Below are 21,712 nucleotides of genomic sequence, written 5' to 3'. Positions count from 1 at the left end.
TGAGGGTATCCTCAATCTTTTTTATACAAAAGATATGCGATTATACTCCATTATAATTCCTGTTTATAACAGGCCGGATGAGCTTGATGACCTGTTATCAAGCCTTTGCAAGCAAACCTATGTCCATTTTGAGGTTATCGTGGTGGAGGATGGTTCGGAGATACCGGCGAAAGAGATTGTTGGGCGATACCAAGGGCGATTGGATCTTTATTATTATGTGATCTCGAACTCCGGCCCGGGTATGGCGCGTAATCATGGCGCTAGGCAAGCGCTTGGCGAGTATCTGCTCATACTGGATTCTGACGTGGTACTACCCTCCACGTGGCTTGAGCATATACACGACTCGTTGAATCATTATCCGGTGGATGCGTTCGGTGGTCCGGATAAGGCGCATGCCTCGTTTTCCCCGATCCAGAAGGCGATCAATTACGCCATGACCTCATTCCTGACGACCGGTGGTATCCGCGGCGGGAAGAAAAAGTTGGATAAATTTTATCCCCGTAGTTTTAATATGGGAATAAGGCGGGATGTATATGAGTGTCTGGGCGGTTTTTCCGGCATGCGATATGGTGAGGACATTGATTTTAGCATACGGATCATGGAGGCTGGTTATCGGACCCGGCTATTTCCTTCGGCATGGGTTTATCATAAAAGGCGGACGGATCTCATGCAGTTCTTCCGTCAGGTGCGTCATTCGGGGGAGGCCCGGATCGCGTTGAACCGGAAACATCCCGGCTCATTGAAGCTGGTACATTGCTTACCGGCATTATTCACGTTTTCAGTCTGTCTATTGGTTATCAGTTCATTCTTTTGCCGCTTGTTTCTGGTGCCTCTTATTATTTATGCCCTTTTATTGTTTGTAGACGCAATGTTCCGCAATAAATGTGATTTACGTGTAGGATCGCTATCCGTAATAGCCTCTTTTACGCAATTGTTTGGATATGGTACTGGGTTCCTTAGAAGTATTATTTGAATGTTTATCTATTTATATTTTAGAACAACTTATATGAAAACAACAAGACTTTTTTCTTTCTTAATTTTAATTAGTTTAGTATCAAACGCAAATGCTCAACTCCGGGTTCTTTCAAATGGACGAGTACAAGCAGGCCTTTTAAAAGACAATAATGAGGACTTAGGAAATGTAACCTCTATGCAGATATATGGTCGGATAGGGGATGCACGCGCAGGTTCGAAATTAACATTTGGTGATTTTGGACAATATGCAAATCAAGGTTGGAATGTGTTTGCTGGAGAATATGGAACCACGGATACGGATCAACTTTGGTTGCATGGGAAATTGGGTATTTATATGACTACAAATGGTTATGCTAACAATGTCGTGGCGTATTACAATCCGGCTAGTAATACTAATTTCGTGTTCAATACGAATCTTCGTGTGAATGGAGTGAATATAACTTCAGACGCTCGCTTGAAGGAAAATGTAGAGTCGCTGCAAAATCCATTAGCTCTTTTAGAGCAAGTGAATGGGGTCTCTTATTCATACAACCTCTCTACACTTGAGGAGAATAGGGAGCAGGATGAGTCTAAGTTCTCTGCCACATTGGATAATGGGATATCGGGAAGTTCCTCCGATTCAGAGGAGATTATGGATGCCGCTACTATCGCAAAGATAAATAGAGACAAACAAATCCAAGCAGAGATAGATCGAAGAGAGGCAGCGGAGGCTAGTCGTAAACGAATTGGTTTTTTGGCTCAAGACATACAAAAGGTATTACCCGAACTTGTACAAACGGATGAAAACGGGATGATGTCTATAGATTATATAGGTTTTATTCCGCTTATCGTAGAAAGTATCAAGGAGATGCAACAAACGATCCAACAACAGAATGAGGTGATTGATAATTTGCAAGCTCTACTATCGCCGGAGGTACAATCTCAATTACGTTCGAGCACGACTTCCACAAGTAATATAAGTGCTGTGGATAGCGCAAAATTATATAATAGGGAAGGTGCTTCTGTCTCTTATACCTTACCGGCGACGTTTGTGTCTGCTAGTCTACAGATATTTGATGTCACAGGTAAACCCGTGAAAGTTATTAAGTTGGATAATGGAAGTAGTAATGTGGTAGAAGTAAGCCGTTCGGAACTTGGTTATGGAACGTTTATTTATACGTTGTTTGTGGATGGGAAGAAAGCGGATACTTTGAAGAAGTATGTAAGTCTGTAATCTCAAGGAATTAAAAATAGAAATAACAGAATCATAAATTCTTTGATATGAAAGAGAGAATCGTCTTTTTTACATGTATCGTATTGACTTGCTTATTTTCCCCGTTATCATCACAAGAGGTTGACACGAGAAGCTGTGTGAGTACTTATACAAATCAGACAGTTTCATCAAGTGTATCAGTTTTGGGCTGTAATACGTTGGCTGTCCAAAATGTAACCGTGGCAAGTAATGGTAATTTATCTCTTTCCGCTCCGGCGCAAATTACGATTAATGGGCCTTTTGAGGTAAAGTCTGGCGGAATTTTGAATATTAGGCAATCCCAACAAATGATATTTACTTATACTTATGATGCGTCAGGAAATAGAACAACACGGCAATTTAGTGCGATGGCTTCATCTTTGGAGGCCGTTCCCGTAGACCAAGAGGAGGATTGATCAAAATATAATTTAAGTATACTTATAGATGAAATTAATATATTTATATACGATAGGGATATTTATCATGTTTATGTCCCCATCTTCTTATTTATGTGCCCAAGGAGTTGCTGAGAATAATCAATTTTTCGATTGGAAGGAAAGTGATTACAAGGCTTATGAGGATTCTTTATTGAAGGCTTTATATCCTCCGGTTATAGCGAAAACTGCAGAAAATCCGGAAAGGTTTTCACAGCAACCTCAGGCTTTTGTTCCTAAAGCCATATCTGATAATACTTACGTTCCGACTACAGTTACAATAGATAAATCGAAAGCTGTAGGAGAGATACCGATACAAACAGGTGTTTCCCCGACTGGAGCTAAAACCTATACGGTTCCCATACAGGTTTATCCGGGTATAAATGGATTTGAACCCCAATTATCATTGGCTTATAATAGCCAGCAAGGAAATGGCATCGTTGGTATTGGATGGGGTATTGGCGGTGTGCAATCGATCATGCGTACGAGTAGGAATATTTATTATGATGGTAAGCCCCAAGGAGCTTTACGTACGAAAGCGGATGCGTTCGTGTTAGACGGGATGCGTCTTATAAAGATCTCAGAGAATGCGACAACTATTAATTATGAGTCCGAGCAAGGCAATATAAAAGTAAAAGCTTTTTTGTCCGGCGATGTCGTGAAATATTTTGAGGTATTTTATCCTAATGGAACCAAGGGCATATTTGGATATGCCTCAAATACAAGCAATAAGATCTTTTATCCGATAGTTTCTTTGTCTGACTTGCGAAATAATCAGATCCTATATACTTATGTCGAGCAAGAAAACCATTACAGATTGACAAAAGTTGCTTATAATGGTGCCTCTGTGGAATTTCAGTATCAAGCCTCACGACCGGACCCCTTGGTCTCTTTTATAGGGGGGCTTAAGACAGGGGAAAGCTACTTGCTGGCTAAAATCATCAGTAAATTAGGCTCTACTGCGCTTTGTACGTATAGCTTGAGCTATAAAAACCAGAACAATAGCTCAGTTTTAAGCCAGATAGATTATTCCGCCTCCGGGCAATCTCTGAACCCTATAAAGCTTTACTATGGAGAAGGCATAACAGATGGGTCTTATGATAATGGTTCTGTCACACAGCTATATAATTGGTATGAATCAACGGATCCTGCTCGTATCAAGGTAGTGAAAGGAAGGTATGATTATGCGTCGGGGGCAGATGGTTTGATCTCTTTGCCTAATGAGAATCCCTATTGGGAGCATTACAGACATTCGACGGCTTTTCAGCATTCCCAGAATAGATATGACAATAAATTCACCGGAGAAGAGAAAATCTATCTTTATGCCGGATTGAATAGCGAGTACGCTTCCCCCATGCCCAATCTTACGACCGGAGCTAATTTTATCGATATCTTTTGTGCGGATTTGGAGGGAAAGCAAGAAGAGCATATCATAAAAGTAAACAATGGCGTTTCCGGTGATAATGATCAAGTGACTTTCCGTGTATATAGGGCCAGTTTGACTGTGGGATTGGTATCTAAATATACACGGACTTTTAATTTCCCGACCGTATTGACCGATGCGGATGGGGCAAAGAGCATACATCCTAAGTTTTATTATACAGGGGATTTCAATGGGGATGGAAAACAGGAAGTACTAGCGGTCTCTTGCCATCATCCTTTTGGAGAGACCAGTAAGACCTCTAAATGCTATATATTTGATTTGGAAAGTGGTAAGGTCTTATATCAGAGTTACTTGTTTCCCTATAACGTTAATTTTGTAGGCACGGAGCAGCCTGATCCTGAGGACGCATTTCAGAAAACAGATAGACTTCTGGTATTAGATTATGATGGAGACGGGAAAAGTGACATCGCTCTTATTAATGACTCCGGGGTAAATATATATACTTTTGATGTTTCCGGTAGTACTTGGACGGGCCGAAAAGTCTCTACTTATACCGGATTAAAAAAGGTGGATCTAAAAGATCGCTCGCTGTTGCTGGGGGAGATCAACGGAGATGGGCTTATGGATTTGCTGGTATCTCCGAAAAAAAAGGATCCAGTCTATACGTGGGCCGCTTATAACTCGATGGGAGATGGACAATTTTATAAATCCACGTTTGCCGGTACTCAAAACTCGGGGATTTCTACGGATGGCTTTTTGCTACAAGATGTAAACGGGGATGGTATGACAGACTTGATCCGGTATCATAGCTCCGGTTTCTTCACTTACCTCGCTAAGAAAAATAACGTGGGTTCGGTTGAATGTGCCCAAAATTATACATCGAAATCAATCTTGATCCCGACTAATATAAACAGTCATAATTATTTTAGTCAATTGGTCAGCTTGAAGAATGGAGTGGTTACAAAATATTCATTCAAGAGGAATGACAATAAAGGCGTTTTGGCCACGGGTATGGCGAATAGTTTGGGAGTGGTCGAAAAGAACACATACCTGTTGATGAATGAGGAGGCCATATCTTCCGGTACTTATGCTAAGGGTGCGAACGCTGTTTTCCCGTATGTGGACATTCAAGAGTCTATTCCTGTCATAGCCTTTTCCAGTACTTATATGAAAGGTAACCGGGTTGATAATTTCACTTTCACGTACCGAGGTGGTGTTATTCACCGCCAAGGATTGGGGTTTAGGGGATTTGAGAGTATATTCCGTACGAATTTGAAAGGGCAGCTTACGGAGCAATATTTTGATCCTTATAAATATGGCATATTGAAGAGTGAGGTTTCACCTGAGGCGAAATCGACCTATAATTTTGCCGTTAATGTTCAAGCCAATAAAACGGTCAAGATACGTTTAAGCAATAAGACAGAGCAGGACTTGCTTAAGGGTATTACTGCTACTACCGCTTTTGTATATGATACTTATGGAAATGCGACGCAAGAGACTATCACTTACACTGGGGGTATTACGGTAAAAAAGGCGAACACATTTTATAACAATACGGCAGAGAGTGGATATCTTATTGGTTTCTTGACCGATCAGAGCGTGACTACTACTCGTAATAGCAGTACTTATACCGAGCGAATGAATATTCCTTCCCATACGAACGGCTATGCGAATAGCAAGGTGTTCTATAAGAATGGAAATAAAGCGAAAACTTACGAGTATGTTTATGATACTCCGGGTAATATCACAAAAGAGACGCTATTCTTGTATGGTTCGGATAAAGGGCTGAAGACCGAATATGCTTATGATACGAACGGTCGATTGAAAAAGGTGACAAACCCATTAGGACTTGCAAATGAGTTTTCTTATAATACGGAGGGGCGTATGTCTTCTGAGAAGGACCACCGGGGAAAGTCTACGGCGCATACGTATGATCCATTTGGTCGGGAGACAAGTGTCACGTTCCCTGATAATACTACCGCTACTGTATCTTACGGATGGTCGGAGGAAGGGACAAACGCTTTGTATGCCATAACCCGTTCTGTGACGGGTAAACCTACTACTAAAAGTGTATATGATGCGTTGAATAGAGAGGTAAGAACGGCCGAGACTCGTTTTAATGGCAGTTTTCTAAAAACGGATAAAATTTATGATAGTTATGGAAGGGTGCAAAAAGTCTCTCGTCCGTTTGCCGGTAGTTCGGCTACGGCTTGGAATATCTATAGTTATGATACGTATGATCGCTTAACCGCTATATCGGAACCTTCCGGAAGAAAAACGACTCATGGTTATAGCGGCAATAGTATAACAACGGTGGAGGATGGAATCTCTGTCAAGCGGACGTATGATGCGTTGGGCAATCTTATATCTGTGGTAGACCCAGCAGGAACGATTACCTATAATCTGCGTCCGGATGGACAACCTTCTTCTATCGTCGCACCGGGTAACGTGACTACTTCATTTGGTTATGATGGTTTCGGCCGTCGGACTAGCTTGGGCGATCCTAGCTCTGGTACGACAACTTATGCTTATGACGCATCCGGCAACCTATTGAAAGAGACGAACGCAAATAATAAGGTTATCAATTACACATATGATACGTATAATCGCCTTAAAACGGCGACTTTACCAGAGTTTACGACTACATATACTTATAATGGCTACGATGAGTTGACGAAGGTCTCTTCTTCTGTCGGAACTTCCATTGATTATGTATATGATGCGTTGGGTCGTCTGTCGAGCCAGACAGAGACGGCGGTAGACAATAAATATTTACGAAAGGATTATACCTATAACGGAGGAAATGTAAGCTCTATTAAGTATACGTCTCAATCCGGAGTTTTGACAACCGAGAATTATAATTATGCGAATGGTCATTTAGTTGAGACCAAGCTGAATAACCAAACATCCATATTTAAGCTCACGAAAGAGAATGACATGGGGTTACCTACCGAGGTACGCTCCGGTGCCTTATCTCGTACCTATGGATATGACAGTTATGGATTCCCTACTTCCAGGAAGATACAGAAAACAGGGGTGACCACATTCCTCCAGAATATGGAGTATGTTTTCGATCCTGTTAAACGGAACTTGACTTACCGGAAAGACATTAATGTATCCCAAGAAGAGAAATTCTCTTATGATAATCTTAATCGTCTGACTTCCTACAAAGGGCTTATGGCAACTTATGACGCGAAAGGAAATATCTTAACCAAAGGGGATGTCAGTGGTACATTCGCATATAATACAAGTGGCAAGCCTTACGCCATATCTTCCTCTAGCGTGGCAAATGGTATTATCTCTTCCGCCACACAGGTTATTAGCTATACCTCTTTCAAGCGTCCGAACGCTATTACGCAAGATGGTAACGTGGCCTCGTTTACCTATAACGGCAATCAGCAGCGTGTGAAGATGCAGGTGGCTAAAGGGGGTAGCCGTTTGTTGACCCGCTATTATTTGGGGGATTGCTATGAGATCGATGAGACTCCCTCGGGTAATAAGGAGAAGCTGTATTTGGCGGGAGAGAATTACTACGACGCTTCGGCGGTATTGGTGAAGGATCATACGAATAGCTGGAAACTTTATTATATAGGTCGTGATTATCTGGGAAGTATCACGGATATCATCACCGAGGCAGGGACGAAATACGCAAGTTATAATTTTGACGCATGGGGTCGCCAACGTAACTCATCCAGTCACGTTTACATCCCTTCGGGGCAGGAGGTAGAGTTGTTCCTTGGTCGTGGCTACAGTGGCCATGAACATCTTAAGGAGTTTGGTCTGGTAAATATGAACGCCCGCCTGTATGACCCGGCTCTGGGTCGTTTCCTCGCTCCTGATCCGTTTGTCCAGATGCCGGACTTGTCCCAGAACTTCAATCGTTACAGCTATGCCATGAACAACCCGTTGAGGTATGTGGACGAGGATGGAGAGTTTATCCATATTATAATAGGTGCGGTTATCGGAGGAACAGCAAATTTGATCTATAAGGCTGTATCGGGTCAACTTCATAGTTTCAAGGATGGATTTGCCGCATTTGGTATTGGAGCCGCCGCCGGAGGTTTGGGGGCTGCGACTGGTGGGTTGGCCTTTGCCGCTGCTGGAGGTGCCGCCGGGGGAATCGGAGGCTTTTTGGCTGGAGCCGCCGCAGGTTCGGCGAGTACGGCGGTGATGATGCCTGTCCAAAGTGCGGGTAACTCGTTGTATTTCGGGGACCAGTTTATGAGCTTGAAGGATTATGGCTTGGGTATTTTGGGTGGTGCCTTGACAGGTGGAATCGGAAACGGTATGGTTGCCGCCTTGAAAGGTAATAACTTCTGGACAGGTAAGGACGTTAAATTCGGACGGACGATCTTCTCGTTCAAGAACACGGCGACAAGGCCGGCACCGGAGATGAGGTTGATGGAGGCATCAAAACCTCAAATTACAGGAATACAGAGAAGTAATTTACCAACAGAAATTACAGTTTCGGATCAAGTAGGACAGAATCAGTCATTACCTTTTGCTGTTACGGATAAAGGTGTTGTTTTGCCAAATGAGGCAAAGTATCAAATACCAACTAATTATATTGAGAACCCAAGGCAACTGCCTAACAGTACGTCTTATGGTACGATAGAGAGTGGTAAATATATTGAAAAATTAAGAATAGATCAGGCGACTCCTGCAGGAAGAAAGGGGCCAAATCTAAGTCATTATCATTTAAATCAGAAAAGTAGACATTATATGCCTGGGAGTAAATCTGATCCAGGGTTCGGTGTGAAAATTAAATTTTAAATTTTAAATTTGTATCTGCTTGAGTAGTTTTACAAAGCCTTAGCTTTTTTGAACTTTCTCAAGTAGGTTTAATGAATTGTAATTATTCTTATCAATGAAATAAACGCTTATTTAAATTATAACTTTATGGGAACACTTTTTTTAGAATATTTTTATCATGATGTTGTGATAAAAGATATATTATATGATTTGAATGGTAGTGAAGGTGCTAATTCTATCATATTTACGTTAAATAATAATGAGGAATGCGATGAAGATACAGATGATAAATTAAGCAATCACTTTGATGATGTCAGGTGTGTATTTCGAGATATATACTCTTCTCGTATAGATTTGTATCATAATATTATAGGGAAGTATTGTATTTTGATGTCAGATGTGAGTGATACGGATATATTTCTTTTAGAATATAAAAAAGCGATGGAAGGGATTTTGCCTTTAGAAATCTTACAAAAATTGGTATGTTACTCAATTTATACGAATGAAGGAACTGTAAAAATTGTTTCAGAAGGCAATGTCGAAATTGTAAATGGGTGATTTGCTTGTTGTATAGATTTATTTTGTGTGAAAATTGATAATCAATGCAAGAGAATATGTTGTAAAATATATGGAATAATTTAATATCTCGGTAATACGGGATTTAGGACTCATTATCCACTATATTATAAGCCTGTAATGGCATTTAATTTATAATATATCGAGAAGATAGTGCGAATATATTTTATCAATTTATTTATTGTTATTTCTACTGTTTGTGCTTTGGCTCAAACAGTAGAAATGAAAGTTTCACAGGAGGGTGGACTTGATACGAGTGGATTTTGTGATTTTGAGAAAAAAGAGAATAATATTCTGATGATAAATTTGGAATAAGCTCCAATTTTTATAGAAAAATCAAAATAATATCTTAATTTATATAAATGGCATTCCTTTTAATTTATGTTTGATTGAAAATAAAGAATTAGTAGAAGAAAAATATAAAGATAAAATTTATGATTTATCTAAATATCTTCGATTTACTCCTGTGAAATCGAGAGGGAAGAATGTTGAAAGTAGCTATCTTTTAACGGCAAATGATTAAATATCGAACGGCTTGTCCTGGATATAAGACTCAAGTAATTAAGCCTAAATATTAAAAAGAACTGTTTCTGAAATTCTAGAGATATACTAGCTTCAAGTTGTTATTATACACATGAACTTAAAAATATGAAGCTAAGCAGAATGAATATTGATTGTTTTTTAGTAATTTTGGAGTAAATTAATTGGTGGATATTTTTGAATAAAATAATATATTATGATTACATTAGCATTAAAAAAGTCTATTTTAAATGATTGGAACGCTATATTTCCTCAGTTGTCGACCTATTCTCAGACTACTTTGTATGTGACATTAGATATAATGGTTGTAGGATTATTATTGCTAAGAGTAAGAGGAGAGGATGAGTATAGGCCTATTTTTCAAGTTTATCCCTTGTGGAAAAGAGATAATAAGGATAATCTATTTTCTCCAATCGTAAATAAGCCGATATTGGATAAGAAAAATTTAACATTTGATATTCCATATAACCAACATTCAAATTATTTTAAAGAGTCTATACGATGTGCTGAAGAGCAGGTTGGATGTTGTTTACGGCCGGAAGTATTGGTTGAAAAAATGTTTGATTTGATAAATAGTTATTATTCAAATGACTATCTGGTTCAATGTAATCCTATTTGTCAAGCAGATTTATTAGAGTTGCAATTGTATATTATGAAGTATATTGGTGATTATAGATCAATAGATAAAATATTAAATAATATCAATAAGGCTTCTAAAAAATGGAAATATCAATATTTTTATGAGAATTATTCTACCGAAGATTGGAAGAATAGCGTGCTGAAAAATATTGATGATTGGGATAACGTTCTTAAATTATTAAAAACAAATATGGATGATAAAAAAATTGCACGATTGAAGCATAGTCATTTAGTTTATTAATGGATAAGATGCTTAAATTGGCTCTGTGCGCCGAGGTTAAATCCATAACCTACTACTATAGGAGATGAGTTTGGCTGATTATTTTGAGATCTTGTTCAAGTTCTTATTGAAGATGTTGCCTCAAATTATACAATGGTAGATTTATTTGGCATAGAGAGTTATTATCCAATTTCTAAGGGATAAAGTGAAGGGTTTTATTTAAAATAGACTGTCTCAAGATGGAAAATTGGACAGTCTATTTTTTGTTTGAGTTTTTGTATATGTACTGATGCCGAGCTTATTTCTGAGCTTTAACAAGTGTAGTTACACTATAAACAATCTGTTGATATACCTATCATCATAGAAGCGTTTATCGGTGGAGCCGCCGCAGGTTCGGCGAGTACGGCGGTGATGATGCCTGTCCAAAGTGCGGGTAACTCGTTGTATTTCGGGGACCCGTTTATGAGCTTGAAGGATTATGGCTTGGGTATTTTGGGTGGTGCCTTGACAGGTGGAATCGGAAACGGTATGGTTGCCGCCTTGAAAGGTAATAACTTCTGGACAGGTAAGGACGTTAAATTCGGACGGACGATCTTCTCGTTCAAGAACACGGCGACAAGACCGGCACCGGAGATGAGGTTGATGGAGGCTCAAGGAAGTGGGCTAAATGTGACGCAACCGGATATTAGTAATACCCCTAAATTAAATCCGGTAGAGACATCATCTCAGGTTGCTTCTTCTAGTCAATCTTCGGGTACGACTCGTTTTGTGACAACTCCAGATGGGGTAACTCATGATTTACAACCGACTATTGATAGAATACGGTCTGGAAAGTTGTTTACGTTTCGTCATGATGGAAGTATTTATCGAAATAAAGATGGGCTATTACCTAATTTATCAAATGGAGTTTATAAAGAGTATATTCATCCAACACCAGGATTGATGAAGGGGGCAGGTACTCTTAGGATTGTAACAGGAGATAATAAAATGTGGTTTACTCCAGATCATTATCATACATTTATCCAAATAAAATTTTAATTTTGGGGATAAAAAGTTGTTTGTGTGTTTATGATTAATATAAATGTAAATATTTAAAATATGGGAAATATATATTTTGAGAAAGATGTTAATGTGTACAGTATGGAAAGAGGTGTGTTCGGGCATATTTCTAAAGTGTGTAATAAATTTGATTTATTTCATGAAATAACTAAAGTGTTAAATTACCCTTTTGAATTTGGAAATAATTGGGATGCTTTATTAGATATATATAGGGATTTTAGTTGGATTGATGATACAGATATAACAATTATTCATGACGATTTATCTATGTTGGATGAAAATGCTCTTAGGATTTATATTGAAATAGTAAAAGAATCGATTATTTTATGGCAGAAATATGATGATCATAATGTTGCATTTATTTTTAATGAAAAAGAGAAAGATGTGATTATGACTATTTTTAATGGATATAATCCATATTATGGATAGATTATAAGAAATGAATGTTGAAAATATCTAATTAGTAAATTCAATGTTTAAAATTCGTCCTGTAAGTACAGGCGTAAAGTTTGAGCCGGTCAAAGAGCTTGAAGTTGAAAAATATTTGGTTGAACTGAATTGGAAGGATTACAATGGTAGATTCATTTGTCGTGGAGAGTTATTCCATTGATTCTAGAGATAATTAAGAAAGAATTTATTTAGAAATAGGCTGTTTTATGATGAAAAATGAGACAGCCTATTTTTTTGTTTGGGTTTTGTATATGTACTGATGCCGAGCTTATTTCTGAACTTTAACAAGTGTAGTTACACTATAAACAATCTGTTGATATACCTATCATCATAGAAGCGCTTATCGGTGGAGCCGCCGCAGGTTCGGCGAGTACGGCAGTGATGATGCCGGTTCAAAGTGCGGGTAACTCATGATTTACAACCCACTATTGATAGAATACGATCAGGAAAGTTGTTTACGTTTCGTCATGATGGATCAACCTATTATAATAATGTGACTTGTATTTCGTTAGAAAAATATCAAAAGTGAAATTGTATCAAATAATTATTGTGGAGATATGAGGGTCATCAAAATTTTCTTGCTGTTTGTTTGTTGTATTTCATTAGATGTACAATCTCAAACATTTTTGTCGGACACATTGGGTATCAATGAGGATGGCTCTGTTATCATTGCTAAAAGTTTGGCTTTACCCGGCTGGATTCTTGGAGTGGATGTGGATTCGACGGATAATTTGCTTTTTATCCGGTATCGGAATTTGTCGAAAAATGAGACTTCCTTGAAAAATAGGGGGGGAATTTCCGTTTACTCCTTGGCTGATCAGAGGATGCTATGGCAACGTCCTGTCAATTATTTTAATCAAGATCCAAAGTTGACTTCAGAGGGAGTTTTGTTCGTGACAATGGGGAAGGCTACATCGTTGCTGGATTTGAAAACAGGTAATGAGGTTTGGAAGAAAAAGAAAATGATTCCTTATTGGGTGGACGCTAAGAACCGGATGTTTTTGGCTTATAAAGGCAGTTATATGAACGGGGTGTCTAACGAGTTGGAAGGCCATAGCCTTGCGACGGGAGAAAAGATGTGGAGCCGGAAAATGAGCCATGTATATGGATGGAATGAGAGTGGTTTACTGGATGACTCTACTCGATTGATTGTCTCGGATGGGATTCATCTGGTTCACATGGGAAATGGGGAAGGGCCGAGTTATGCCATGCCGACTGGGGCAAGTGATTATAAAGAGGCCGTCGCTCTTGGTGCGCTCGGTGTGGTGACGGGTGTCTTAACCGGTTTTGCGGCAGTGCCTACTGGGCCGAAGAAGGTGATGGAACTGGTATCGAATGTTTTATCGGACGACACGGTTTTTTACGTGGCAAGCCGGGAGAATTTGTTTTGCCTGGATCGGCAGTTGCAACCTAAATGGGGGTATCCGATACCTGATGGAATGGGATCTCGCTCTCATTTGTTTGCGAGAGGAGATAGCCTTTATATGATTAATATGGGAACTGGGTATCGAAATACTATTTTTGATACTTCTGAGGCTTATGCTCACGAATACTTAAGACTGAAGGTTGGCTGGCCGTTTATCGCCTGTTTCGATAAACGAAAGGGTGAGAAGGTTTGGTTCCGCCAGCTCTCGGATAAGAAAGAGATGGTGGAGGAGTTTGATATAAATTGGGAAGAGGATGCTCTGATGGTCTTGTTTTCCGATCATATCCGGAAGTACTCGTTATCTGGGGATTCCTTGTTGAGTGAGGTATCATGGAATACCGAAGTAAACGGGAAATTATTATATCTTACCAATTCTTCTTATTTCTTGCAGGATTTTGAGGATAGTACATCTTATCAGCGATATAAACGCCCGGATTCGATTTATTGTTTGATTACTGATAAGAATGAAATGGTTGAGCTAGACCAGCAACTGAATGTTTTACAAACTTATCCTTTGTCTAAGTTGCGTACGTTTAAGGCTTTACCAAATGGGGATAATTTGATATTCTTGGGAGACAAAACATTGTGGGTTAATTCAAAGGGTGAGAAGAAAGCTTATTTATATACTTCATCCAAGATGTTTAGGGTAGGTGAAAAGTTTTTCATCTATAGTTTGGATGGTAAAAAGATATATGAATTTCCTTTATAAACTGGTATGTTTCATGTAAATATGTAATAGATTACTTCATAGTTATGGTTGAATGTATTGCCAAGAAAGATATTTTGGCTATTTTTAATTTTTACCTTCTGAACATTTAGGGGTTCACTCTGTTCTAACAAAGCATTGGATATCCGGCATGTATTTAGTAGTGAATTAATTAAACGTCAAAATTATGAAGGTGAAAATATTATACACGGCTTTAATCTCATTGATCGCGGGAGGAGCGATGGCGCAAGATTGTACGTTCTTCTTTCCGCAAACAGAGGGAACGGTATGGGTCCGTAAAGGATATGACGCAAAGGGAAACTTACAATCTGTTATGAGTTATCAAGTGGATGAGGTGGAAACATTGCCTTCCGGCCAAGAGGTGGAAGCGGACTACGTATATACTAATCCCTCCGGTACGATCGTGAACAAAGGAGATATCAAGGCATACTGCCAGAATGGAGAATTTTTCCTCGACTCGAAAGAGACACTCTCTTATCCGGGAGTGGTATCGGAAATGAATACGAATGTGGATATTACGGAGAATTTTATAAATTACCCAAATCCGTATGCGGCTAATTTCGATAAGAATAACGTGTATTTCGACGAGGCTTCCGTAAAGATCTACGATAAGAAGAATCGGAAGAATCGTAAGGATATGGCCATTAAGGACCGTGAGTTTATTAAAACGGAAAGCATAACAACTCCTGCCGGTACGTTCGATTGCGCTAAGGTAAAATATAATATCGCTACACGTTCCCCTAAATCAAAGGAGACAATCACTGGGTATGGCTATGAGTGGTACAGCCCGAATGTAGGCTTAGTGCGTACGGAACAATATGATAAGAATAACGTATTACAATCCTATACGGTATTGGAAGAATTAAAATAAAAAAGGCGACTACAATCTTATGATTTGTATTAACCGGTTTAAGTGGATACGCTGTTGCTGAGAAGTGACAGCGTATTTTCTTTTATGGGAAAGATTGGGCAATTTTCTTTTTGTTTGACGTTTTTCGTTAACTTGCGGCAAATTTCGGAAAATGGAAAGAGAATATAAATCAAAAGTGGGATGGTGGTATCATCTGGTGATTATCATGGTGATAATTGGTTGCGTGGCCGCGTTTTTGCGTACCAATATATCGGCTATAGTGGGTATGATGGTCGCTGCGTTGGGGGTGCTTCATGTTTTCTTTAATACGTATTACCGGATAACGGAAGATGATATGTTGATAGCGCATTGTAGTATTTTCCCGGAGAAGAAGATCGCTATCGCTGATATAGAGGCGTTGGAATCTACCGTGATGCCGGTGTCCAGCTACGCCCTTTCGTTGGATCGGCTGATCATATGGAGTAATGGGAAACCTTGGATGCTCATATCTCCGACCAACCGGGCTGATTTTATCAAACAGTTGAGAAAGATAAATCCTAATATACAACTTAAATAGATCTAATAGTATGAAATACGATGTCGCTATAATCGGTGGAGGTCCTGCCGGTTATACTGCCGCGGAGAGAGCGGCGCAGGGTGGGCTTTCCACGATTCTTTTTGAGAAAAACGCATTGGGCGGGGTTTGTTTGAATGAGGGATGCGTGCCGACAAAGACGCTTCTTTATTCCGCTAAGACGTATGATAATATCAAGCATGCTTCCAAGTATGCGGTGAAAGCGGAGAATCCTTCTTTTGATCTCCCGAAAATCATCGCCCGTAAGAATAAGGTCGTGAAAAAGCTGACAGCCGGTATCCGTATGAAAATGACGGAGCATGGCGTGGTGATGGTTACGGCGGAAGCTTGTATCCAAGGACGTGCGGCCGACGGGACGATTACGATCGCCGCCGGAGAAGAGCTATACGAGGCTGCGAACCTTTTGATCTGTACGGGATCAGAAACGGTAATTCCTCCTATACCCGGATTGGCGGAGACGGAATATTGGACGAGCCGGGAGGCGTTGCAATCGAAGGAGCTTCCGGCCTCTTTGGTGATAATCGGTGGAGGCGTGATCGGTATGGAGTTCGCTTCTTTCTTCAATAGCCTTGGGGTAGAGGTACATGTCGTGGAGATGTTGGATAAGATATTAGGCCCGATGGATCGTGAGCTGTCCGAAATGTTGCAAGCGGAATACGCTAAACGGGGGATTAAGTTCTATCTAAGTCATAAAGTGACCGGGGTGCATGGAACCGAGGTTTCTGTAGAGAAAGACGGGGAGACATTCACGTTGCATGGCGATAAGGTCCTTTTGAGTGTAGGGCGTCGTCCGGTTACGAAAGGTTTTGGCTTGGAGACACTGGCTCCGGAGACTTTTCGTAATGGGGTGAAGGTGAATGAGTACATGCAGACTTCCCTGCCAAATGTATATGCTTGCGGTGATATTACCGCTTTTTCCTTACTGGCGCATACGGCAGTTAGCGAGGCGGAGGTGGCCGTGGATCATCTCTTGGGCAAATCGCGCCCGATGAGTTATAAGGCTATTCCGGGTGTCGTTTATACGAATCCGGAGATCGCCGGTGTCGGGAAGACAGAGGAGGAGTTGCAGGCAGAAGGTATTTCGTATACCGTGAAGAAAATACCGATGGCATTCTCTGGGCGTTTTGTCGCGGAGAATGAGATGGGGAATGGTGTTTGTAAGTTGATCTTGTCGGAGGATGAGACGTTGATCGGTGCCCATATGTTGGGTAATCCGGCCTCGGAGTTGATCGTGATCGCCGGAATCGCTATTGAGAAGGGGATGAAATCGGATGAGTTAAAGTCGTTTGTGTTCCCGCATCCTACGGTAGGAGAGATTATTAAGGAAGCGCTTTATTGAAATAATTATGTACCTTTGTGCCGATAATAGCGGCACATGGGTACATTTGAAGGATATGTAGGGATTCGTTTGTGGGACGGACAATTGGTGGACGATGTGGTCTTTAGCCTTTTGTTCGTCTTATTTATGTGTTTTGCGTTGGTGTTCCGTACCAATTATCGTTTATTCCTGAAGATGATGCGTGATGTGGTATATGTGAAAGAACGTCAAAATTTATTTGAGGTAACGAGGGGGAGCGAATGGCTCTTCCGGAATTTCATGACGTTTCAAGCCTTGTTTCTTTGTAGCGTTTGCCTTTTTGCTATCGCTAGGGCATATGGGTATTTCAACCATTTGCTAGAAAATACGGTGTTGATATCTATTGGGTTGATAATGATGGTATTGATACTGTTTTATTGGTGTAAGCGCTGTTTCTATTATTTATTGGGGGTTGTTTTTACGGACGCTCCGAAATACAAGTTTTGGAAGACTAATTATAACGCTATTATAGGAGCGTGGGGGATTTGTTTATACATTCCGGCACTTTGGTTGGTATTCGTGGGGAGCAGTATACAGATTCCTGTTTTGTTGTTTGTATTTTTCTATATTCTGTGTCGTTTTGTGATAATTTATAAGACCATACGGATATTTCACAGGAAAAATAGCAGTTTTTTATATATTAGTTTGTATCTTTGCGGCCAAGAAATATTGCCTTTAGTTTTTCTGTATGAAGGCATTATTTATTTGTATAACTTTATCGAGTCAAGTACTCTATGGCATTGAATATTAAAAAATTATTGGTATCACAACCGAAGCCTGCATCGGAGAAATCACCATATTTCGATATTGCAGAAAAATACGGTGTGGAAATAGATTTCCGCCCGTTCATCAAGGTTGAACCTTTATCTTCCAAGGAGTTCAGGCAGCAACGAATCTCGGTTTTGGATCATACCGCCGTTATTTTTACGGCTCGTACGGCTATCGATCATTTCTTTCATTTATGCGAGGAATTGCGTGTGGCTATCCCGGAAACGATGAAGTATTTCTGTATGACAGAGGCGATCGCTGTTTATCTCCAGAAGTATATCGTTTATAGAAAACGTAAGATTTTTTATGGTCAGACCGGTAAGGCAGATGATTTGGTGACTGTTATCGCCAAACATGCGAAGGAGAAATACCTAGTACCTGTTTCCGATGTACATAAAGATGATCTATTCGCTTTGTTAGATGCGAAGAAAATCAACTATACGAAAGCGGTGATGTTCCGTACGGTGAGCAATGATTTCGCGAAGGACGAGAAATTCGATTATGATATGTTGGTTTTCTTTAGTCCGTCGGGTATCTCTTCCTTGTTGAAGAACTTCCCGGATTTCAAGCAAGACGATATAAAGATCGGCTGCTTTGGCCCTACTACGGCAAAGGCTGTTAAAGATGCGGGTCTGCGTTTGGACGTTGAGGCTCCCACGGTGGAAGCCCCTTCTATGACTGCTGCTTTGGATTTATATCTGAAAAAACAGCAAGACGGTAAAAAATAATGACGACAAAAAGGTATACCCTTTCAAAAGAAGAACGCCTGTCGTGGAAACGTTACATTGACCTATTATTCGAAAAAGGACAATCGTTCGTGGCGTTTCCACTGCGGGTCGTTTATTTACCGATGGAGGAAGAGATGCCTGCCCGTGCTTCCTTCTTAGTGAGTGTACCGAAGAAAAAATTTAAGAGAGCCGTAAAGCGTAACTTGATCAAACGACAGGTACGTGAGGCTTACCGGGTTCGTAAATATGATTTACTGGAACCGTTGGAAGCGAAGAATAAGGGCATGTTAATCGCTTTCCTGTACCTCGATAAAGAGATCCATCCGTACGCTGCGATGGAAAAGGCAATGAAGAAAGCGATCCATATCCTTCGGGATAAAGAATAATGAGACGCTTTTTTACCACATTACTCTTATTGCCGGTTTATTTCTACAAATATTGTATCTCTCCTATGACACCGGCTTCGTGCAGGTATACGCCCACTTGTTCCGAATATGCGGTGCAAGCCTTGAAGAAATATGGCCCTGTGAAAGGATTGTATCTTGCGGTTAAACGAATACTTCGTTGCCATCCTTGGGGTGGGAGCGGTTATGATCCGGTTCCGTAACGCCATGGGTTATTATGATATACATACGCATCAGATGCCTTTCCATAAGGAGGATATCGCGATTATAAATAGGATCGTGAGTCCAATGGGTGATATGCAGCCGGGTCCACTTCTTGATACGGTTATTCGCTCATATGGTATCCATCCGTGGTATATATATAATGTAAAGGAGCAGATGGACTTACTTAGGGTATTGGTGTCTGGTTCGGGAGTCGTGGCGATCGGAGAGGCTGGACTTGATACACTGGCCGAATCTCCAATGGATTTGCAAAAAGAGGTGTTTCTGGCACAAGCCAATTTAGCGGAGGAAACACATAAGCCATTAATCATCCATTGCGTAAAAGCGTGGGCGGATCTCATTGCCTGTAAAAAGGCCGTGAAACCGGAGATGCCTTGGATTATCCATGGCTTTCGAGGTAATGGTGAACTTGCCTCCCAATTGGTTCGCTTGGGGTTTTATCTCTCTTTTGGAGATCGTTTTAATCCATCGGCTTTGCGTGTCGCATGGCCTGATTTCCTTTTCTTGGAGACCGATGATAAATCGATTGATATCCGCGGGGTCTACCAAAATGTAGCGGAAGCGTTGGGTATTCCGGAAGAAAAGCTGCGGATTCAAATCGCTAAAAACGTTTCTATCTTCCACCTAAACGGATAATTATCAATTATCAATTTTCGATTCTCAATTAAAAAGTCGTACCTTTGCCTCGTATGAGATAAAGTGACAAATATATTAATGTAATACGATATAAATTAATACGATGAATTTTGTAGAAGAATTAAGATGGAGGGGCATGATCGCTGATATGATGCCCGGGACGGAAGAGCAATTGCAGAAAGAGTTGACATCGGCCTATGTGGGGATCGACCCAACGGCAGACTCTTTGCATATCGGACACTTAGTAAGTGTGATGATGCTGAAGCATTTCCAACGTGCCGGTCATCGTCCTATCGCTTTAGTGGGTGGCGCTACCGGTATGATCGGTGACCCGTCTATGAAGTCTGCCGAGCGTAATTTGCTGGACGAGGCTACTCTTCGTCACAATCAGGATTGCATCAAGAAACAATTGGCTAAGTTCCTTGATTTTGACTCCGACGCTCCTAATGCCGCTAAGTTGGTGAACAACTATGACTGGATGAAGGGTTATTCTTTCTTGAATTTTATCCGTGATATCGGTAAGCATATTACCGTGAATTATATGATGGCTAAGGATTCTGTGAAGAAGCGTTTGAGCCGCGAATCCAGTGTAGGTATGTCTTTCACCGAGTTTTCTTATCAATTGCTACAAGGCTACGATTATTTGTATTTGTATGAGCATGAGGGTTGCCGCCTACAGATGGGTGGTACTGATCAATGGGGTAATATCACGACTGGTACGGAATTGATCCGCCGTACGTTGGGAGGGGAGGCTTATGCCTTGACTTGCCCGTTAATCACGAAGGCCGACGGTGGTAAGTTCGGAAAGACGGAATCCGGTAATATCTGGTTGGATCGTCGCTATACTTCTCCGTATAAATTCTATCAATTCTGGTTGAACGTAAGCGATGCTGACGCCGCCAAGTATATCAAGATCTTCACGGACTTGAGCCAAGAAGAGATCGCCGCTTTGGAGGCGGAGCAAGAGGCCGCTCCTCATTTGCGTCCGTTGCAGAAACGTTTGGCGAAAGAAGTGACTGTTATGGTTCACTCTTTGGAAGATTATGAGGCCGCTGTCGAGGCTTCCAATATCTTGTTTGGTAACTCCACGCACGAGGCTTTGTTGAAATTGGATGAGGACACATTACTAGCCGTATTCGAGGGTGTTCCTCATTTCGATATCTCCCGTGATGAATTGGCCGCAGGAATCAAGGCTGTTGATTTGTGTACTGAAAAAGCCGCTATCTTCCCTTCAAAAGGTGAGATGCGTAAATTGGTACAAAGTGGTGGCGTAAGTTTTAACAAAGAGAAATTAGCGGAGGTTGATACTGTAATCGACTGTTCTTCACTGCTTGACGATAAGTATTTATTGGTTCAAAGAGGTAAGAAAAATTATTATTTGTTGATCGCAAAGTAAAAAAATAATCAAAAAATTTGCAAGGTAAGATTTTATTCTTACCTTTGCATCGCTTTAGTAAAGCAATCGGATTGTCTCATGGTGTAATGGTAGCACTACAGTTTTTGGTTCTGTCTGTCGAGGTTCGAATCCTCGTGAGACAACTCAACAATCCAGAGAGAGGGATGTCAATTGTGGCATCCCTTTTTTATTTTGTGACATTTTCTCGTATAGATAGCTTAGGCTCACCCGATAAATCAGGGGGAAAATTCTTTAATTCTATAGAAAATTTGCACCTTTGTACCATGAACAATCAAGGACTATTAGCATTGGCACAGTTGATTCTGCCATCAGAGATACTTTC

The 21,712-nt window shown here is 40.5% G+C and carries 18 protein-coding genes and 1 pseudogene; all 19 read left to right on the top strand.

The genetic code is table 11. The features are described from left to right. The first annotated feature begins 34 nt into the window (after positions 1 to 34). Positions 35 to 973: a glycosyltransferase family 2 protein gene (locus NBH16_RS21350; protein WP_129984315.1), complete on the top strand. Its 939-nt coding sequence runs from the start codon at positions 35 to 37 to the stop codon at positions 971 to 973. A 177-nt stretch (positions 974 to 1,150) separates the two neighbouring features. Further along, positions 1,151 to 2,188, top strand: coding sequence for a tail fiber domain-containing protein (locus NBH16_RS21345; RefSeq protein ID WP_010182629.1), 1,038 nt, complete (start codon positions 1,151 to 1,153; stop codon positions 2,186 to 2,188). A 47-nt stretch (positions 2,189 to 2,235) separates the two neighbouring features. Further along, positions 2,236 to 2,622: a hypothetical protein gene (locus NBH16_RS21340; protein WP_008778959.1), complete on the top strand. Its 387-nt coding sequence runs from the start codon at positions 2,236 to 2,238 to the stop codon at positions 2,620 to 2,622. Positions 2,623 to 2,650: 28 nt separating this feature from the next. Next, entirely contained in the window at positions 2,651 to 8,797 is a 6,147-nt protein-coding gene (locus NBH16_RS21335) for an RHS repeat-associated core domain-containing protein (protein ID WP_250789041.1), read from the top strand. A 126-nt stretch (positions 8,798 to 8,923) separates the two neighbouring features. Further along, positions 8,924 to 9,334: a hypothetical protein gene (locus NBH16_RS21330; protein ID WP_121737493.1), complete on the top strand. Its 411-nt coding sequence runs from the start codon at positions 8,924 to 8,926 to the stop codon at positions 9,332 to 9,334. Positions 9,335 to 10,088: 754 nt separating this feature from the next. Further along, positions 10,089 to 10,772, top strand: a complete 684-nt coding sequence (locus tag NBH16_RS21325; RefSeq protein ID WP_121960720.1) for a hypothetical protein — start codon at positions 10,089 to 10,091, stop codon at positions 10,770 to 10,772. A 390-nt stretch (positions 10,773 to 11,162) separates the two neighbouring features. After that, positions 11,163 to 11,789, top strand: a complete 627-nt coding sequence (locus tag NBH16_RS21320; RefSeq protein WP_250789040.1) for a ribonuclease domain-containing protein — start codon at positions 11,163 to 11,165, stop codon at positions 11,787 to 11,789. Positions 11,790 to 11,849: 60 nt separating this feature from the next. Continuing rightward, complete coding sequence (locus tag NBH16_RS21315; protein ID WP_121960719.1) at positions 11,850 to 12,239, top strand: barstar family protein; 390 nt, start codon at positions 11,850 to 11,852, stop codon at positions 12,237 to 12,239. A gap of 578 nt (positions 12,240 to 12,817) precedes the next feature. Further along, complete coding sequence (locus NBH16_RS21310) at positions 12,818 to 14,395, top strand: outer membrane protein assembly factor BamB family protein (protein ID WP_008773166.1); 1,578 nt, start codon at positions 12,818 to 12,820, stop codon at positions 14,393 to 14,395. A gap of 184 nt (positions 14,396 to 14,579) precedes the next feature. Continuing rightward, on the top strand, positions 14,580 to 15,284 hold the full coding sequence (locus NBH16_RS21305) for a TapB family protein (RefSeq protein ID WP_005860303.1): 705 nt from the start codon (positions 14,580 to 14,582) through the stop codon (positions 15,282 to 15,284). Between the two features lie 151 nt (positions 15,285 to 15,435). Then, positions 15,436 to 15,840: a PH domain-containing protein gene (locus tag NBH16_RS21300; protein WP_250789039.1), complete on the top strand. Its 405-nt coding sequence runs from the start codon at positions 15,436 to 15,438 to the stop codon at positions 15,838 to 15,840. Positions 15,841 to 15,850: 10 nt separating this feature from the next. Next, positions 15,851 to 17,197, top strand: a complete 1,347-nt coding sequence (gene lpdA, locus NBH16_RS21295; protein ID WP_005860301.1) for a dihydrolipoyl dehydrogenase — start codon at positions 15,851 to 15,853, stop codon at positions 17,195 to 17,197. 36 nt (positions 17,198 to 17,233) lie between these two features. Further along, positions 17,234 to 17,959: a DUF4271 domain-containing protein gene (locus tag NBH16_RS21290; RefSeq protein WP_005860300.1), complete on the top strand. Its 726-nt coding sequence runs from the start codon at positions 17,234 to 17,236 to the stop codon at positions 17,957 to 17,959. Beyond that, positions 17,956 to 18,711, top strand: a complete 756-nt coding sequence (locus NBH16_RS21285) for a uroporphyrinogen-III synthase (protein ID WP_029257164.1) — start codon at positions 17,956 to 17,958, stop codon at positions 18,709 to 18,711. Before NBH16_RS21290 ends, NBH16_RS21285 begins: the two co-directional genes overlap by 4 nt. Continuing rightward, positions 18,711 to 19,097: a ribonuclease P protein component gene (gene rnpA, locus NBH16_RS21280; RefSeq protein ID WP_009016771.1), complete on the top strand. Its 387-nt coding sequence runs from the start codon at positions 18,711 to 18,713 to the stop codon at positions 19,095 to 19,097. The genes NBH16_RS21285 and rnpA overlap by 1 nt, the downstream gene beginning before the upstream one ends. Further along, on the top strand, positions 19,097 to 19,318 hold the full coding sequence (gene yidD / locus NBH16_RS21275) for a membrane protein insertion efficiency factor YidD (RefSeq protein ID WP_005863660.1): 222 nt from the start codon (positions 19,097 to 19,099) through the stop codon (positions 19,316 to 19,318). Before rnpA ends, yidD begins: the two co-directional genes overlap by 1 nt. After that, positions 19,302 to 19,973 carry a TatD family hydrolase gene (locus tag NBH16_RS21270; RefSeq protein WP_039848529.1) on the top strand — a complete coding sequence of 224 codons (672 nt, stop codon included), beginning with the start codon at positions 19,302 to 19,304 and terminating at the stop codon, positions 19,971 to 19,973. The genes yidD and NBH16_RS21270 overlap by 17 nt, the downstream gene beginning before the upstream one ends. A 103-nt stretch (positions 19,974 to 20,076) precedes the next feature. Beyond that, the gene (gene tyrS / locus NBH16_RS21265) at positions 20,077 to 21,369 is read left to right on the top strand and encodes a tyrosine--tRNA ligase (RefSeq protein ID WP_008778966.1); all 1,293 of its coding nucleotides are present in this window, start codon (positions 20,077 to 20,079) and stop codon (positions 21,367 to 21,369) included. Between the two features lie 17 nt (positions 21,370 to 21,386). After that, a pseudogene (locus NBH16_RS21260) lies at positions 21,387 to 21,712 on the top strand (hypothetical protein); the annotation flags it as partial.

This window comes from Parabacteroides sp. Y3-G-102 (assembly GCF_023656845.1).
Taxonomy (GTDB): domain Bacteria; phylum Bacteroidota; class Bacteroidia; order Bacteroidales; family Tannerellaceae; genus Parabacteroides; species Parabacteroides distasonis.
The sequence above is the reverse complement of the archived record's forward strand: the minus strand, read 5'-3'. Positions and strand labels throughout refer to the sequence as shown.

What these genes read in the sequence shown, in the direction of transcription:
- NBH16_RS21350 (WP_129984315.1), top strand. Translation starts at nt 35, where the DNA reads ATGCGATTATACTCCATTATAATTCCTGTTTATAACAGGCCGGATGAG.
- NBH16_RS21345 (WP_010182629.1), top strand. Translation starts at nt 1,151, where the DNA reads ATGCAGATATATGGTCGGATAGGGGATGCACGCGCAGGTTCGAAATTA.
- NBH16_RS21340 (WP_008778959.1), top strand. Translation starts at nt 2,236, where the DNA reads ATGAAAGAGAGAATCGTCTTTTTTACATGTATCGTATTGACTTGCTTA.
- NBH16_RS21335 (WP_250789041.1), top strand. Translation starts at nt 2,651, where the DNA reads ATGAAATTAATATATTTATATACGATAGGGATATTTATCATGTTTATG.
- NBH16_RS21330 (WP_121737493.1), top strand. Translation starts at nt 8,924, where the DNA reads ATGGGAACACTTTTTTTAGAATATTTTTATCATGATGTTGTGATAAAA.
- NBH16_RS21325 (WP_121960720.1), top strand. Translation starts at nt 10,089, where the DNA reads ATGATTACATTAGCATTAAAAAAGTCTATTTTAAATGATTGGAACGCT.
- NBH16_RS21320 (WP_250789040.1), top strand. Translation starts at nt 11,163, where the DNA reads ATGATGCCTGTCCAAAGTGCGGGTAACTCGTTGTATTTCGGGGACCCG.
- NBH16_RS21315 (WP_121960719.1), top strand. Translation starts at nt 11,850, where the DNA reads ATGGGAAATATATATTTTGAGAAAGATGTTAATGTGTACAGTATGGAA.
- NBH16_RS21310 (WP_008773166.1), top strand. Translation starts at nt 12,818, where the DNA reads ATGAGGGTCATCAAAATTTTCTTGCTGTTTGTTTGTTGTATTTCATTA.
- NBH16_RS21305 (WP_005860303.1), top strand. Translation starts at nt 14,580, where the DNA reads ATGAAGGTGAAAATATTATACACGGCTTTAATCTCATTGATCGCGGGA.
- NBH16_RS21300 (WP_250789039.1), top strand. Translation starts at nt 15,436, where the DNA reads ATGGAAAGAGAATATAAATCAAAAGTGGGATGGTGGTATCATCTGGTG.
- lpdA (WP_005860301.1), top strand. Translation starts at nt 15,851, where the DNA reads ATGAAATACGATGTCGCTATAATCGGTGGAGGTCCTGCCGGTTATACT.
- NBH16_RS21290 (WP_005860300.1), top strand. Translation starts at nt 17,234, where the DNA reads ATGGGTACATTTGAAGGATATGTAGGGATTCGTTTGTGGGACGGACAA.
- rnpA (WP_009016771.1), top strand. Translation starts at nt 18,711, where the DNA reads ATGACGACAAAAAGGTATACCCTTTCAAAAGAAGAACGCCTGTCGTGG.
- yidD (WP_005863660.1), top strand. Translation starts at nt 19,097, where the DNA reads ATGAGACGCTTTTTTACCACATTACTCTTATTGCCGGTTTATTTCTAC.
- NBH16_RS21270 (WP_039848529.1), top strand. Translation starts at nt 19,302, where the DNA reads ATGATCCGGTTCCGTAACGCCATGGGTTATTATGATATACATACGCAT.
- tyrS (WP_008778966.1), top strand. Translation starts at nt 20,077, where the DNA reads ATGAATTTTGTAGAAGAATTAAGATGGAGGGGCATGATCGCTGATATG.